The organism is Endozoicomonas sp. Mp262, assembly GCF_025643335.1.
Taxonomy (GTDB): domain Bacteria; phylum Pseudomonadota; class Gammaproteobacteria; order Pseudomonadales; family Endozoicomonadaceae; genus Endonucleibacter.
This window is the reverse complement of record NZ_CP092489.1, coordinates 3685159-3701323: the sequence shown is the minus strand read 5'-3', so window position 1 is coordinate 3701323 and position 16165 is coordinate 3685159. Positions and strand designations below refer to the sequence as shown.

13 protein-coding genes are annotated in these 16165 nt (G+C 47.5%); 5 read left to right on the top strand and 8 right to left on the bottom strand.

Annotation, left to right across the window (positions count from 1 at the left end; translation table 11 throughout):
- Positions 1-134 precede the first annotated feature (134 nt).
- A complete protein-coding gene (locus tag MJ595_RS16095) occupies positions 135-575 on the top strand; it encodes a universal stress protein (RefSeq protein ID WP_263078996.1) in 441 nt (146 codons plus the stop codon).
- An 83-nt stretch (positions 576-658) separates the two neighbouring features.
- Here the strand turns inward: MJ595_RS16095 and MJ595_RS16090 are convergent, their stop codons facing one another.
- The 5 genes from MJ595_RS16090 to MJ595_RS16070 all read right to left on the bottom strand — a co-directional run bounded on the left by MJ595_RS16090 (position 659) and on the right by MJ595_RS16070 (position 6298).
- A complete protein-coding gene (locus tag MJ595_RS16090; protein ID WP_263078994.1) occupies positions 659-2554 on the bottom strand; it encodes an ATP-binding cassette domain-containing protein in 1896 nt (631 codons plus the stop codon).
- Positions 2555-2938: 384 nt separating this feature from the next.
- Entirely contained in the window at positions 2939-4177 is a 1239-nt protein-coding gene (locus MJ595_RS16085) for an MFS transporter (protein WP_263078993.1), read from the bottom strand.
- 222 nt (positions 4178-4399) lie between these two features.
- Entirely contained in the window at positions 4400-4840 is a 441-nt protein-coding gene (gene sixA, locus MJ595_RS16080; protein WP_263078992.1) for a phosphohistidine phosphatase SixA, read from the bottom strand.
- A complete protein-coding gene (locus MJ595_RS16075) occupies positions 4837-5157 on the bottom strand; it encodes a DUF4389 domain-containing protein (RefSeq protein ID WP_263078991.1) in 321 nt (106 codons plus the stop codon). The genes sixA and MJ595_RS16075 overlap by 4 nt, the downstream gene beginning before the upstream one ends.
- A 100-nt stretch (positions 5158-5257) precedes the next feature.
- Positions 5258-6298 (bottom strand): NAD(P)H-dependent glycerol-3-phosphate dehydrogenase, encoded by a 1041-nt coding sequence (locus tag MJ595_RS16070; RefSeq protein ID WP_263078990.1) that lies wholly within the window; start codon positions 6296-6298, stop codon positions 5258-5260.
- Between the two features lie 298 nt (positions 6299-6596).
- On the opposite strand from MJ595_RS16070, the gene fabA reads away from it, so the two are divergent.
- Positions 6597-7109, top strand: a complete 513-nt coding sequence (gene fabA / locus MJ595_RS16065; protein WP_263078988.1) for a 3-hydroxyacyl-[acyl-carrier-protein] dehydratase FabA — start codon at positions 6597-6599, stop codon at positions 7107-7109.
- A 30-nt stretch (positions 7110-7139) separates the two neighbouring features.
- A complete protein-coding gene (gene fabB / locus MJ595_RS16060) occupies positions 7140-8357 on the top strand; it encodes a beta-ketoacyl-ACP synthase I (protein WP_263078987.1) in 1218 nt (405 codons plus the stop codon).
- Positions 8358-8511: 154 nt separating this feature from the next.
- Here the strand turns inward: fabB and MJ595_RS16055 are convergent, their stop codons facing one another.
- Positions 8512-10260: a hypothetical protein gene (locus MJ595_RS16055; RefSeq protein ID WP_263078986.1), complete on the bottom strand. Its 1749-nt coding sequence runs from the start codon at positions 10258-10260 to the stop codon at positions 8512-8514.
- Positions 10261-10680: 420 nt separating this feature from the next.
- On the opposite strand from MJ595_RS16055, the gene MJ595_RS16050 reads away from it, so the two are divergent.
- Both MJ595_RS16050 and MJ595_RS16045 read left to right on the top strand, forming a co-directional pair.
- Positions 10681-11961 carry an HAAAP family serine/threonine permease gene (locus MJ595_RS16050; protein WP_263078985.1) on the top strand — a complete coding sequence of 427 codons (1281 nt, stop codon included), beginning with the start codon at positions 10681-10683 and terminating at the stop codon, positions 11959-11961.
- 100 nt (positions 11962-12061) lie between these two features.
- The gene (locus tag MJ595_RS16045; RefSeq protein WP_263078984.1) at positions 12062-13468 is read left to right on the top strand and encodes an L-serine ammonia-lyase; all 1407 of its coding nucleotides are present in this window, start codon (positions 12062-12064) and stop codon (positions 13466-13468) included.
- Positions 13469-13711: 243 nt separating this feature from the next.
- On the opposite strand, the gene MJ595_RS16040 is transcribed toward MJ595_RS16045, so the two are convergent.
- Positions 13712-14827 (bottom strand): DSD1 family PLP-dependent enzyme, encoded by a 1116-nt coding sequence (locus MJ595_RS16040; RefSeq protein ID WP_263078983.1) that lies wholly within the window; start codon positions 14825-14827, stop codon positions 13712-13714.
- Positions 14828-14992: 165 nt separating this feature from the next.
- Positions 14993-16060, bottom strand: a complete 1068-nt coding sequence (locus MJ595_RS16035; protein ID WP_263078982.1) for a hypothetical protein — start codon at positions 16058-16060, stop codon at positions 14993-14995.
- Positions 16061-16165: the final 105 nt, after the last annotated feature.

Sequence of the window (16165 nt, the reverse complement as noted above, 5' to 3'; positions counted from 1 at the left end):
CTTCTGTCAAATATTGATCGATGTCAAGGAGTTTAATGGGCTATAACCACATGATTATACAAGATTGCACAATAACAAGAGCAGGTTGAGCTATGATGGCGTCTAACGCCTAAACTCATCCAAGAGAGGTCCCAATGAGCCACTACAAACATATACTGGTCGCCATTGATCTGTCCGACGAAGCTGATGAAGTGCTGGAAAAAGCCCGTTTTATTGCTGAAACCAACAGCGCCAAACTAACGATGGTTCATGTTGTTGAGCCGCTTAGTGTGGCCTATGGCAGCGATATCCCCCTGGATCTCACCACTCTCCAGGATGAAATCACCCAGCAAGCCAGAGAACGAATCAGCCAGCTGGCAGACACCGTGCAACTGGAGAAAGGGGAACAACATATAGTGTATGGAAGGCCGGAAAGGGAGGTGCACCGAATTGCCAAAGAGTCCGACGTTGACCTTGTTGTGGTGGGCAGCCATGGCCGTCACGGCCTGGCCCTGATTCTTGGCTCCACATCCACCAGCATCCTTCATGGTGCCTGCTGTGATGTCCTTGCCGTGAGGGTAGGGAAAAAACAATAAAAGGCTGACTGAGAACAGACTACAAAAAACCATCAGCTACCTAACAGTTTTCTATTAGGTAGCTGGCAACAAAACACCCGTCGCTACTGCATGCTTTCCAGTTCTTCCCAACGCTCCATTCTGGCCTCAATCAATTCAGCCAGTTCAGTGATTCGCTCCAGGGTTTTATTCACCTCTGCCATATCACCCTGATAGAAGCCGGGATCTGCGGTTTTTTCTTCCAGCTGCCGCTGCTCCTCTTCCAACTGCTCTATTTCAGCGGGCAGGCCATCTAACTCACGCTGAAGCTTATAGCTCAGCTTTTTCTTTTGCGGACTTTTGGTTTCCACAGGTTTTGCTGTTACCGTTTTTTTCTCAGGGGTTGCTTTAGCCTGCTCAACCAGCTGGCTGATATTGCCTCCCTGACGTAACCAGTCTTCAAACCCGCCCACAAACTCATCAATCTTTGCCCCGGGCTTAAATACCAGCGTGCTGGATACCACATTGTCCAAAAAGGCCCGGTCGTGGCTTACCAACAACAGGGTTCCCTTGAATTCCACCAGCAGGGATTCAAGCAGCTCCAGGGTTTCCACATCCAGGTCATTGGTGGGTTCGTCAAGTACCAGTAGGTTGGCAGGCTTGCTGAACAACCGGGCCAGTAACAGGCGATTTCGCTCCCCCCCGGACAAGGCTTTCACCGGTATCCGACAACGATGGGGCGGGAATAAAAAATCCCCCAGGTAACTGATGACATGGCGGCTGGCACCATTGATGGTAATACTCTCCCGCCCTTCAGCCACGTTATCAATCACACTCTTTTCAAGATCCAGCTGGTTTCTCAGCTGGTCAAAGTAAGCCACTTCCAGCTTGCTACCCGGCTTGATACTGCCACTATCCGGTTCAAGTTCCCCCAGTAACATATTGAGCAAGGTGGACTTTCCCGCACCATTAGCACCGATCAGACCAATTTTATCTCCTCGCTGCACCGTAAAACTGAAGGCATCAACAACAGGTTTACCAGCATAAGCTTTAAGGATGCCCTTGGCCTCAAGCACCATTTTCCCGGAGGAGTTGCCCGATTCAATGGCAAAGTCTGCCTTCCCCTGAACCTCACGGCGCTCCTTTCGTTCTTCTCTCAGGGCTTTAAGGGCTCTTACCCGGCCTTCATTACGGGTCCGACGGGCTTTGATGCCCTGGCGAATCCAAACCTCTTCCTGAGCCAGCTTTTTATCAAACAGGGCATTTTGTTCCGCTTCGACCTCCAGCGCATGAGCCTTGCGCTCCAGGTAAGTCTGGTAATTACATTCCCAGTTGGTTAACTGCCCACGATCAAGTTCAATAATGCGGGTGGCCAAGGACTGAAGGAAAGAACGGTCGTGGGTAATAAACAGCAAGGCTCCGCGAAAATCCAGAAGCTGCTTTTCAAGCCAGTCTATAGCCACAATATCCAAATGGTTGGTGGGTTCATCCAGCAGTAACAAATCAGGCTCAGAAACCAGGGCCTGGGCCAATTCCACACGTCGTCGCCAGCCTCCGGACAGCTCTTTCATCAGGCTGTCTTCAGGCAGCTCCAGTTTTTTGATGACGGTATCCACTTTCTGCTGCAAAGACCAGCCATCAGCAGCCTCAAGGCGCTGCTGGACATCCTCCAGAGCCTTGATATCTTCATCACTCTCAATAGTCTGGGAAAGCTGGTGATAACGATGGATAAGCGACCCCACTTCAGCCAGTCCCGAGGCCACCACCTCATACACCGTTTTATCATCCTGGAGCGGCAGGTTCTGGTTAAGGACACCGATTTTAAGTCCGGGCTTGCGCCAGATAGAGCCGTCATCTGCATCGATCTGACCGGAAACAATTTTTAGCAGGGTTGATTTACCTGTACCGTTACGCCCCACCAGACAAACCCGTTCCCCCCGACGGATCTGTAGTTCTGCTCCATCCAGCAGCGGCATATCCCCATATGCAAGACTAATATTTTCCAGTCGTATTACCGGCATTGTCACTAACACCATTGCTTAAATTAAATGGCGGCTAGCATAGCGCCATCTGCCCTATCTTGATAGATGGGGTAACTGACATACTGTTTTGTCATTAGGGGCTGTTGACGTTTGATCGTGAGCTCAGTGGCTCGTAAAGCGGTTTTCCGCAATACCCAATGGGGCACACCGGGAGGACTGGTGCAGGCATGGTTATTCTACGTCAAGCCAGTCCAACGCAGTCGGAAAGCCGCTTTACGAGCCACCCGAAGGGCCAAAACCAGCGATTCCATGCCGTCGTTGCAGTAGCTTGAAAGACGCGAGTACGTGTGACCTTTAGGTTATTCCTGCGCTACTGCGTCTAGCCACGAAACCGCTGGTTTTGGCTGAGCACACGAGCAAACGTCAACAGCCCCTAATACCGGTCAGCAAAAACGTGATAGCAAAAGCCACCAGCTGAACAGCAAACATCGGCACCAGTGCCCACTGGTAATCAGTCACTGTTAACACACCGGAATGCTGGAGACTATTGTTTAATATAGCGCCCACCAAAGGCTGCATAGCAGGGCCGCCTAATAATAGAGAACCATTAGCCACTGCGATACCGAGTCCCTGGTTCTCTTTGCTGCACACTTTTTTCACGGCAGCAAACACCAGCATATAGCCCCCTGAAGAGAAGCCAATAAAAAAGCATAGACAGCCCATAGTCACCAGAGAACAAGGCAAAAAGATTGCCAGGCCAGTGAATACCATACAGGCCAATGCAGACAGCGCCATCAACTGTCGGTAACGACCTGATACCGAAGCCCGGAAACCAATAAGGGGAGCTCCTACGGCCGCTCCGGCAAAAAGCAGAAAAATGGTATGCGGAACATAACTATGATCATCGGGAAAGCGTTCGCATAAAAAGGGAACCCCCCACAAGCTGGCAAAACAGGCTAGCACGGCAAACATCCCAAAACCATAGAGACAGCAAAGCCAGAAAGTCCCCTGCTTCATTAACTGTGGAAAAGAACTCTGACCGTACTGACGCTCCTCACTCACCCCCCGCCCGGAATGTTCAACAGCCGGAGCATCACGAACAAAAAGCAGGGCCAGCAGTGACAGACCCACACCCGCAACGGCTAACCACTGCATAGCATAGCGCCAGCCGCCCAAGGCCATGATATCAGGTATGATCACAGGTCCCAGGGCTCCACCTGCCAATGCCGCCGTTTCAACAAGGCCCGCCAGTGTAGGAAACCACTTTTCAGGAAACCAGCGACTCACCAGTGTCATGCTGACAACAATCGAAGGGGAGGTGGCTATCCCCATTAAAACCCTGGCCATAGAGGCACTTAACATGGTTTCAGCGACACTGAACCAATAACAGCCAGCCGCCATGACCAGATAACAGATCACCAGTAACACACGAAGGTTGCATCGACCGGCAAGATAAGCGCCAGGAACCTGGAAAATCAAATAGGCGTAAAGGAAACTGCTACTCAACAAGCCCACCTGCGTCATGGTCAACTCCAGGCTGTCAGCCAGTGGAGAGACCATCAAGGCAGGTGCTCCCTGTATTAAAACCTGGTAACTACAGAACAACGCAGCTGTAACACAAACCAGCACGGCCCTGGGCCAGTTAAATGAGACTTCTGACACCTCATACCTCCCTGTACAACAGTTTGAGACGGAATCAGAAGCATTAGATTAGTTGAAGAAAATAAAGTTCAACAGAAAGAAAAGAGACATTCACAAAAAATCAGTAAATTCACTTAAATTCAAGCAAATTTCATCAATAAATCATCAATAAATCGCGTTAACTGAAGGCTCTCACTCCTCCCCTCATACCAGCAGCGGAGCCAGGGGACTATCCGTAAGTGGCTATATACTATGCAATAACGTAGCTGTGCCAATACCCGGAGCAGGCATCTCCAACACTACGGCTGAACCCGTTGAAAAAGAGGGGCCATGATTGACAGAGCCCTCACATAGCAGCCCTGTCAGGGCGCTTACCAAAGGCATATGGCTGGCCAATAGAATCACACCACTATCAGGTAAAACCTCTATCACTGCAAAGGGATTTCCTTCGGGGACAATAGCATCGAGTGTCTCCAGTGGAAGGCTCATGGTTTCTGCCACAATTGAACCCGTCTGCTGTGCCCTGAGATAAGGGCTTGCCAGCACCCTTGTAGCAGGACAGAGGTGCTGTAATTTTTTTGCCGTGCTGGCGGCCTGCTGTCTGCCCTGCTCGGTCAGCGGCCTTTCAGCATCAGAAGGCGCATTTAACCCGGCCTGACCGTGGCGCATAATAATCAGTTTCATTCCTGGTCTTTTACCTGCTGTGACGGCTCCCCGTGTCCAGTGGTGCCTTTTGGCCAATCACTGAACGGGTAGGGTTTACTTTCACTATTAAAACTAATGTATTGAATAACCTGATAGAAATACCGGTTCAGGCTGGCAGTAAATTCCAGCAGGCGCTCGTTAGGCCGACCCTTGATAAAATCATGTATCACCTGAACAGCCACCACCACCAGAATCAAGAACCCGGTTATATAGGCTGCCATGTAGAAAAGAACCATAAATAAAAGCCGGAGCCAGCGGGACTCAGACTTTAGGTTGTCGATTACTTTATCATCCATCTCTGCTAGCCTCCCAAACTTGAACCATCAAGTGCATTTTTTGGCTTACATACTACGTCTTTATTTTCTATTCGCAACCTTAATTCACCGTGTATCAAGTCTACTGGTGCGGAACCATAAACTCCACATCGGTTTTCTGCTCTCTCTGCATCATTCCTTTCACCAGTGTATGGATGTCCTTGCCTTCAAAAATAATACTGTACAAACCGTTCACCAGGGGCATATAAACCTCCAGCTCCTGTGCCTTTTGCTGAACCTGCTTCAGGGTATTCACACCTTCTGCCACCTGCCCCAGCTGACTCTCGGCTTCTTTCAGGGTGTATCCCTGACCCAGGGCATAACCCACCCGATAATTGCGGCTCAGGCTGGAAGTGCAGGTTGCAATCAGATCCCCCACACCAGCCAGCCCCAGAAAAGTCAGAGGGTTTGCTCCCATCTTTACCGCAAAACGACTCATCTCGGCGAGACTCCGGGTAATCAGCATACTCTTGGTGTTTTCTCCCATCCCCATGGCCACGCCGATACCTGAAACAATGGCATAGATATTTTTTAATGCCCCGGCCAGCTCAACACCATAAACATCACGGTTGGAGTAAACCCTGAAATAATCACAGTGAAGCACCTGCTGAATAATTTTGCACAAATTTTCATCTTCACTGGCGATCACCGTGGCTGTCACAGCCTTGGCAACAATTTCCTTGGCCAGGTTCGGACCACTCAACACGCCTACCCTGGGAGATACCACCTCTTCCTGTAAAATCTGGCTCATCAAATCAAAGGTCTGTGGCTCAATCCCTTTGGTGGTACTAATAATTATTTTACTTTTAAGCCAGGGTGTCGCTTTTTTTACAACCTCCCTGAATGACTGACTGGGAATGGCAATAAAAACGATATCCGCATTATCGGTTGCCTCTTCAAGACGGGTGGTAGCCACTACCGATGGATTAACCGCCAGCTCTGGCAGATAACGGTGGTTTATATGATCCCGGTTAATCCCCTTAGCCTGCTCGGCACTGCGCACCCAAAGCCTGACATCATGGCCATTAGTGGCTGAAATATCGGATAACGCCGTGCCAAAACTGCCTCCACCGAGCACAGCTATGGTATACTTTTCGCAAGATGTGGTGGGCGTCATAGTCATATTTCCACGTCGATTGATTCCGGCACATTGATCATTTACACATAAGTAAATACCCCAAGTGACCTGAATGATAACCCAGTCTGCCCGTGAGAGCAGCCATTCCAGAGAATATTACTCGCTGGTATTTTAATGTTGTCTTTTTGTTACAAATCAGGTAGCGCCTCTATAACACAGAACAACCAGTGGTATAGTGCCCGCACGGAACGTCAGTAATGATTTCCCACCAACAATTGCAAAAGCTGGTTAAATCCTGATAAATAGGGCTTTCAGCTTTAGGCTCCTAGGAAATAACGTACGAATGAAGCAACAATCCTTCGATAAAGATGACTTGCTCCGATGTGCTCACGGTGAACTGTTTGGCGCTGGCAATGCCCAGCTGCCTGCACCGAACATGCTAATGATGGATCGCATCATCCATATATCAGATGAAGGTGGAACATACGGCAAGGGAGAAATCATCGCAGAGCTGGATATTAATCCGGATCTCTGGTTTTTCTCCTGCCACTTCCCTGGTGACCCGGTCATGCCTGGCTGCCTTGGCCTGGATGCCATGTGGCAACTGGTTGGTTTTTTCCTTGGCTGGAAAGGTAACCCGGGGCGAGGCCGTGCCCTGGGTAGTGGCGATGTGAAATTTACGGGTCAGATTCTGCCCACCCACAAAAAAGTGACTTATCACATAAACATCAAGCGTGTTATTTCCCGCAAGCTGTGCCTTGGTATAGCAGACGGTTCACTCAGTGTGGACGGCCGGGAAATTTATACCGCCGAAGGTCTTCGGGTCGGGCTATTCCAAAGCACTGACTCCTTCTGATTCATTCCGTCTAACTTAGGTCTTTAAGAAATGAAACGTGTTGTAGTTACAGGGATTGGCATTACATCCTGCCTGGGCATTACCCAGGATAGCGTCACAGACGCACTCAAGCATGGACGTTCTGGTATCCGTTTTAATGAAAGCTACCAGGAACAGAGTTTTCGAAGCCAGGTATCCGGTACCGTTGACATTGATTTCAGCGAGTACATTGATCGCAAAACCGTTCGCTTCATGGGTGATGCCGCTGCCTACGCCTATATCGCCATGCAGCAGGCCATTGAAGATGCCGGCTTACCTCCCGAACTGGTTTCCAACGAACGTACCGGACTGATTGCCGCCTCAGGTGGCGCATCCTCTGCCAATATTGTTGAAGCCGCTGATATCATGCGGGAGAAAGGCGTAAAAAGAGTAGGCCCTTACCGGGTTCCCCGCACCATGGGCAGTACGGTATCTGCCTGCCTGGCTACCCCCTTCAAAATCAAGGGCGTTAACTATTCCATCACCTCTGCCTGTGCCACCAGCGCCCACTGCATTGGTAACGCAATGGAACAGATCCAGCTAGGCAAGCAGGATATTGTCTTTGCCGGGGGCGGAGAAGAAGAGCACTGGACCCAGACCGGCCTGTTCGATGCTATGGGAGCATTGACCAGCAAGTATAACGACACCCCGGAAACAGCCTCCAGGGCTTATGATGCTACACGGGATGGTTTTGTTATCGCTGGCGGTGGCGGCATGATTGTTCTGGAAGAACTGGAGCATGCCAAAGCCCGGGGTGCCAAGATTTATGCGGAAATTACCGGATACGGTGCCACTTCCGATGGTTACGATATGGTTGCACCATCCGGTGAGGGTGCCTCCCGCTGCATGAATATTGCCCTCTCAACCATTGACGGACCGGTTGACTATATCAATGCCCACGGTACCAGCACCCCTGTAGGCGATGTTGCCGAGCTGAAAGCCATCCGCGATGTCTTTGGCGATAACATTCCCACCATCAGCTCTACCAAGTCACTCTCAGGTCACTCACTGGGAGCCGCTGGTGTCCAGGAAACCATCTACTGCCTGCTGATGATGAAGCACGATTTTATTGCTGCATCTGCTCATATTGAAAACCTTGATCCAGCAGCAGAAGGCATGCCTATTCTGACGGGTGAGGCTCGGGATCAGAAGCTGAACCGGGTAATGTCTAACAGCTTTGGCTTTGGCGGTACCAATGCCTGCCTGGTGCTGGAGCGTTATACGGACTAACATCCCTCTTTTGCATCAAACGCATCCAGCGGGCTGCTCAGTGCGCAGCTCGCTGAATTTACAAGATCAAGGGTTCTCTGATACCCCTTTTTTTTTTAGCCTCAAGAGCTTCAATCTTCTGACTCCACTCCCTTAGCAAAGCGTTCACATACCTCTATAGTTCCATCTGTTTACCTTCCACTTCCATCTGCTCCTTTAGCTCCAGCTGCTTACGTTCCATCTCTCTCTGTGCAGCTTCCATCTGCTCCTTTAGCTCCATCTGCTTACGTTCCATCTCTCTCTGTGCAGCTTCCATCTGCTCCTTTAGCTCCATCTGCTTACGTTCCATCTCTCTCTTCCTATCTTCCATTTGCTTACTCAATTCCCGCTGCTCCACCTCTATGCTTTTTATCTTCAAGTATTTATTCTGCAACGCATGAAACTGCTGTAAACCATCTGCGTAATCCCGCTGCTGTCCAGAATTTTGACTGAATGTCTTAAGGAAAGAGCAAGCAGGGTAATAGCAAGCATGTTTTTTCACTGGATTATCGCTGGGGCTCCATTTAAACAGACAAACACCACACTCAAAGCATCGGGCAAAATCCCCCACCCCTGTATAAAATAGCCCTGCTTCTGCCATGTCCTGAGCATTGGGTAAATGCCCACCCCATCCTTGAGTATCAGAAAACCCCTGAAATGAAGAAATCCGTTTTTCAGAATCAGCATACTCTTTAACCGCTGCTTCCCCAACATCTTCATTACTATTTACCGACAATGCATTTTCATAAAAAATCCTGTCTACATAAGCTTGGTCTGGAAATATTTCTTTATGCCCACCCAGGATAGAATCTAGATTCTGACATTCGCCCAATAAAACTATCCCCTCTTCCACGAAATGTGGACAAGATGAATAAAGCTCGTCTCCAAGCGCCCTGATTACTTTTGCGTTCTGGTCATCATCTTTCCTTGTTTGATAATGTTTCAAAAACTGATACACCCTGGCCATTAGCGCCTTGCCGATTCCCCGACAATATTGACAGCCTGCCTTCGGGTCATCCATGTTCATACCCCAGGCATTAAAAAACATTCGCTGCACCCCCAGACATGTCAGGGCGATCGCCTTTGCAGCTCTGTTTTTAATGCTCACTATTTCTGACAGTGATTCATCAGCGACAACTTCTATTGGCTGAGCGCCTGATGGCACTGCCACCATCACTTCTACTTGCTGGTTATAGTCTTCAATATTATCCTCACTCGCTTTTTTGGGGATTGTTAAAGCTGCCCCTGCGAAATAACGTGAGTCTGCTGTTACATAGCGAGAGTCTGTTGCTTCGTCAACGATCGGGTATGCGTCATGTTGAGACAAAGGCACCAGCTGTTGATTTGCGTCCAGCAGATAATTAATGTACTGCCCTCCATTGGGAAATATCAACATTTCAGGACCGCAAAAGCTGCCAACAACCCTCATAGGCATCAACCACTTTTCGAGATAGCCCTCAGGATGGAAATGATAAGGTTGTTGACTGGCAGCCTGTAAACCTTGTTCAATCCGTTGATACAAAATACCTATAGTCAATGTCAGGTGGCTTTCTCCTCCAATTGACACAGAATTATCAGGGATACGCTGCCCCTCCCTGTCAAACACCGGAATTGGACAACAATAGGGGCAATATCCTGATGTATTGTTTAACCTGGATCCCGGGTTTTCTGCAGATAACACAATATCAAAACCAGCGTAGAGGCAATTAACGACTTTTTGGCAACCTGTTATTTTGGTTTTGTTATCCTCACTTGTATAATAAACCCTTTTGGCGCAGCAGGGCTTTGCATAAGCATTGTGCGGGATTAATACTAAAAAGATATTAATTACTGCAAAGAAAAGTAAATAACAAAAAAGCTCTTTCATACTTTCATACTCCAGCATCTTCGTAATATTTTCTTCGTAAACGGTAATTCATAAACAAACCTCCCACGTAGCAGTTATAGGCTAGATAATGTTATTCACTACCTCCGCTTTCCCTTTTCAAAGAGCCGTTCTCCAAATTTAGTCGCCAGGGCTAAGGGGCATTTATATATTTTCCTATTAAAAACAACTTAATAATAACTTTTAAATTAACCCTTTAAGTACCATTTCCAAAAACAAGGGTAAATGCCGAACTAGCCACGGAATCATCAACCAAGATAGCAGTCAAAAATACTGAGGAGATTGTGTTAGAAAAAAAAAAGTGCGCGATACTAACATAAATGTTGGAAAATTCACCATAACCCTATGTCAATACATTTGAACCTGAAAACCTGTAAAGTTCCGCACCATTGACGATTTTTTAACCTTCAGGCGGCAGTTATGTCTCAGAATATCGCACAGGCAATCCCCCAAGGGGGGACTACAGAAACAACCTGGCAAAAACGCGACACACAGTGGATGCTCACTCTGTTTGGCACCGCAGTGGGTGCTGGCGTTTTATTCCTTCCTATCAATGCTGGACTCGGTGGTATCTGGCCCCTAATCGCCATGACCCTGCTGATTGGCCCAATGACTTTTCTGGCACACCGGGGCCTGACCCGCTTCTGCCTGTCATCCTCCCATGCCAATGCAGATATTACCGATACCGTAACCGAGCACTTTGGTCACAAAGCGGGTAGTCTGATTACCCTGGGCTACTTTCTGGCCATCTTCCCCATCCTGATGATTTATGGCATTGGCATCACCAACACCGTCAGCAGCCTGCTGGTTAACCAGCTGGGCATGGAAGCCGCGCCTTCACGTGCCCTCCTGAGCTTCGTGCTGGTTGGAGGCCTGGTGGGCGTCATGGTCTGTGGTCAGCAGGTGGTGCTAAAAGTTTGTAGCTCCATTGTCTACCCCCTGATTGCGGTACTGGTGGGAACATCGCTATACCTGATTCCCCAGTGGAATATGGCCCAGTTTGATGTAGCGCCTACAGCCCCTGAGTTCATTCGCACTATCTTCCTGACAATTCCGGTACTGGTATTTGCATTCAACCACTCTCCGGCGATTTCATCTTTTTCCTCCGCTTACCGGAAAGAGCTGGGCAACAACGCAGAACCCCAGGCCAGCAGGACACTTAAGCGCACCACTATGCTCCTGGTTGGCTTCACCATGCTGTTTGTCTACAGCTGTGTTTTAACCCTGTCCCCTGCGGAGCTGCAAGCGGCAAAAGCAGCAAACCTGCCTATTCTTTCTGTATTTGCAGAGCGTACTGACAACGCCATCTTTGGCTGGCTGGCCCAAATTGTTGCCCTGGTTGCCATCACCTCTTCTTTCTTTGGTCACTATATGGGAACCAGCGAAGGATTAAATGGCCTGATTATCAAGCAGATCAAAAACAAGAACCCTAACGCCAAAATCAACCTGAAAAAACTGAACTCCATTACCATGGTATTTATCACACTGAGTGTTTGGGCTGCCGCCTACTTTAATATCAGTGTTATGGGTATGATTGAGTCCATGGTTGCACCGGTCATCGCCAGTATTTTGTTTATCATGCCAGTTTACGCAGTGAAGAGAGTACCTGCCATGAAGAAATACCAGTCTGCTGCGAATATCTTCACACTGATCATGGGTGCTATCGCAATTACCGGCTTTATCGCCTCTCAATTGCTGTAATATTTCGGAAATCCGGGGGTGTTATACACCCCTTCTCTAATACTGATCCCTGTCATAAGCTGGCAAACTATCACAAACTTTATAGAAGACGACTCTCTTCATGCTTAGCATTTTTGATATCTTCAAAACGGGCATTGGCCCATCCAGTTCCCATACCGTGGGTCCAATGTGGGCTGGTCATCGTTTTCTGAACGAACTGCGGGAAAAAGGAATTCTATCCACCATTAAGTCGGTTCGCGTTGGTCTATACGGTTCTCTTGCATTGACAGGCATTGGCCACGGCACTGACAAGGCAACGCTGTTAGGTCTTGCCGGTCACCGTCCTGATACCATCGACCCTGATGATGCCGATCGAATTTTTGAAGAGATCAAGCAACAAAAAAAATTAAAGCTGGCCGGTGAACATACCATCGATTTTGACTATGACAGCCAGCTCATCTTTCATAACGGAGAGACATTGCCAGAACATCCCAATGGCATGCGGATATTTGCTGCAGATGCTAATGGCATTGTCGTCTACTATAAATCCTATCTTTCCATTGGTGGGGGTTTCGTCGTCTGTGCAGATGAATTTAACACCACAGATAATGCCGGTGAAAGCAAGAAAGAGCCGGAAGCTATCCCCTACCCTTTCAAAAATGCCGAAGAACTTGTTGCACTGTGCAAGAAGCACCAGCTCACCATTGCCCAGTTGACGATTGAAAATGAAAAGGCTCGCCATAATGGGGACCTGGATCTGGTATACAAAAAGATAGATGCTATCTGGGATGTTATGCATAGCTGTATCGAACGCGGGCTGCGCATGGAAGGGGAATTACCCATGAGTGGTATCAAGCGCCGTTCAGCCAGCATGCATCAAACATTGATGTCCAGTCCGGAAGCCATGTTAAGCGATCACTTTGCCATCATGGACTGGGTCACCCTGTTTGCCATGGCCGTTAATGAAGAAAATGCCTGCGGGGGCCGTGTTGTCACAGCCCCGACCAACGGGGCTGCCGGTGTAATTCCAGCGGTTCTGGCTTACTATACACGCTTTATTTCCAGAAATAATACCCAGGGCATTCGCAACTTTATTGCTACGGCAGCCGCCATCGGCTCCCTGATCAAGATGAATGCATCTATTTCTGGTGCTGAAGCTGGCTGCCAGGCAGAAGTAGGCTCCGCTTGCGCAATGGCGGCAGCTGGACTTGCTGCCGTTCAGGGTGCCTCCATTGACCAGGTGGAAAATGCGGCTGAAATCGGCATGGAACATCATCTGGGCATGACCTGCGACCCCATTGCAGGCCTGGTTCAGGTACCCTGTATTGAGCGTAACGGCATGGCTGCTATTAAGGCTATCAATGCTTCACGTCTCGCCATGCGCGGTGATGGCAATCATGTGGTATCCCTGGATAGCTGTATTGAAACCATGTACCGTACCGGCCTTGACCTGCAAAGCAAATACCGCGAAACCTCCTTGGGTGGACTGGCAATCTATGCAAAAGAGTATGTCTCTGAAATGGTTTAAGACAAAAGTCAGATAGCAATCAAAAAAGGAAAGAGGTTTAAACACCTCTTTCCTTTTTATTAGGGGCTGCTTAAAAACAACCCGCCATATAATAAGTTAGGAGGTGCAGATGTTTCATAATATCGAAATATGATTGGATAACATCACGTTAAAAAATGCTCGAACCATTACATGAGAAGGCTCTTATCAGTCTTGACTCAATATTCATCCCCTTTGTGAACAAGAACTCAGCTGCGGTTATTGTTATTGTGAGCAGCCACGCAAATTAATGGGCCATTTATCAATCACCTGCCCATTTTCCACAATATAAAAATAATCGAATAAATTAATCGTCGGGTCACAGTGAGGTACCACCAATTCCAGAACCTCTCCAACTATTGGAAGGGAAAAACCAGGTAAAGCAGTAACCCGCCCATGCTCATCACCAAAACCTGCCCAGTCATATTCAAGCCCGGGGTGACTGATAATCCTTGGCCGGGTATTATCCGTATACAATGCCTTCAATCCTGCATCAACGGTAATATGACTGCCGTGATTGCCACTGATTACCGTGGTTAACTGAGTCATGGCATGCTGAAAGTGCCGGAACCCTCCTCCTTCGCTCCCCTCAATAGCCGCATATTCCTGATCCATCACCGTATAGGAACCGGGCTGTATTTCAGTGACACCTTCAACCGAGCTATCAATATCGAATGTTCCCGTTCCTGTACCCGTCAGTATCGGGCATGGTAATCCATCTGAAATCAGCTTTTTCTTAACCCCGGCAGCCTTCTCCATAGCAGCCTGGGAAACCCGTCGACGGTCTGAAAAGTGATGAACGTGTTGCAGGTTTCCCGCATAACACTGAATACCGGCCAGCTTCAGGTAATCATGTCCATGAATCACTCTTGCAAGCGTTAGAGCCTCTTTGTAACTCACCCCTGTACGGTGAACTCCGGGATCAATATCCACCAGGCAGTTCAAGGACATTCCTAAATGCTTGCAAGCCTCGTTTAACTGTCCAGCATTAACAGCACTATCAACAACCACCATTAAATCATGGGCCTGCGGCAATAGACTCAGTAACCTTGTGATTTTTAGTTCAGTGACAACCGGTGAGGTAATTAAAATACCACCAACCCCGGACTTGACTAACTGCTCTGCCTCACTGACTTTAGTGACACAAACACCAATCGCACCATGCTCTTTCTGCAATCTGGCAATATTCGCACATTTATGGGTTTTGATATGGGGACGTACAGCCACCCCCGCAGCATTGGCATATGCCTGCATATTACAGATATTTTCTATTAACTGGCTACGATCAATGACTAAGGCTGGCGTATCAATTAATTGTTTATTGACCTTAAGGGCTACCATAGCATTCTCATTTTCTCATTAAAACGATCAGTGATAGCAGTTTAGAGCAACAACAATATTGTGCAGATTTTATTAATAGTAATGATTTTCAGGCGACCATAAACACAAAATCAGAATTTTTTCTATCAATGGGCTATAAGCATCTATCCATATGAAATCATCTATTCACTGAAGGCTTGGCAGTTCATCAAAACCTGCATAATACTCAACAGCTTCAAGAATTGAACCTGTCCAGTGACGAATAAAGGATTCAGGTGTTATATAGTATGTCACATAATAGGATAGAGCATTCGCCTTCTTAAAAAAGGCCTCTGTCATTCTTATATCCAGTACATCATCAACAGGAATAGCATAGCCCTCCACAGGAACCGGGTTCTGAACAAGGAATGAGGCAAGTTTGGGAATAGCACTTTTACTATTTAATATTTCCCCTTCAACATAAGTATGGTGGAGGCGACCAAGCTGTTCACGGGAGAGTTTCCCCGTTAGATAGGCTGGCAATCCCTGGGAATTAAATACAAAGGCCTCGGCTGTGGAATTAATAGCAACATATTGGGCAATGGCCCCACCCTGAGAAGCCCCGGTCATCTTTAAGGAATACCCCTGATAATCACGTTCCAGTGCCTTGATCAATTGCAGGGCCTTTGCTGCCGGAGCAGAAACGCCACCATTCCCTAAATATACGGCTGAGCCAATACTATTAAGGCTTTCCATTGATAATAACCCAAGGTCTGTACCTGCAATAGCAAGGACAATGGTATTTTCTTTCTTATTAATGAATAGACGTGCCTTGAGGCCACTCTCCCGGTCATAGATTCGATTTTGTTTGTTTTTTTCCTTGTAAAGATTCCGAATGGATACTGGAACCTCATCAACCACCATCTGATTAAAACCATATTTTTTCTTCAAAATATGCAATCTTTTGAAGATAGCCTCTCTCTTTCCTTCATCACTACTATCTAATTTATACATTTCTGAAAAATAACTCATTAGTACGTAAGGGTAATCTGATAGTGGTTCCCAATTTAAAGAATTTTCTGCCAGGGTTATTGAATTATCAATCTTAGGGAAATCTACATCAAAAGAAACGATAGCAGTACTGTTATAATGACTATCAGACATACTATCTAACAGTGGTGATCTTTCATAATAATTAACAGGTCTGGCAAAAGAATTACCTGACAACAGCAAAAACAAAATATAAATACATAAAAATAGTGTTTTTTTATTCATTACAATTCCCTGTTAACTTGTTATTTCTAATTAAGACTACTAAAACAGCAATTCGTTCCCTTGCTTTTCCGCAGCAATCAGCAAAAAATATTAAAATTCAATATC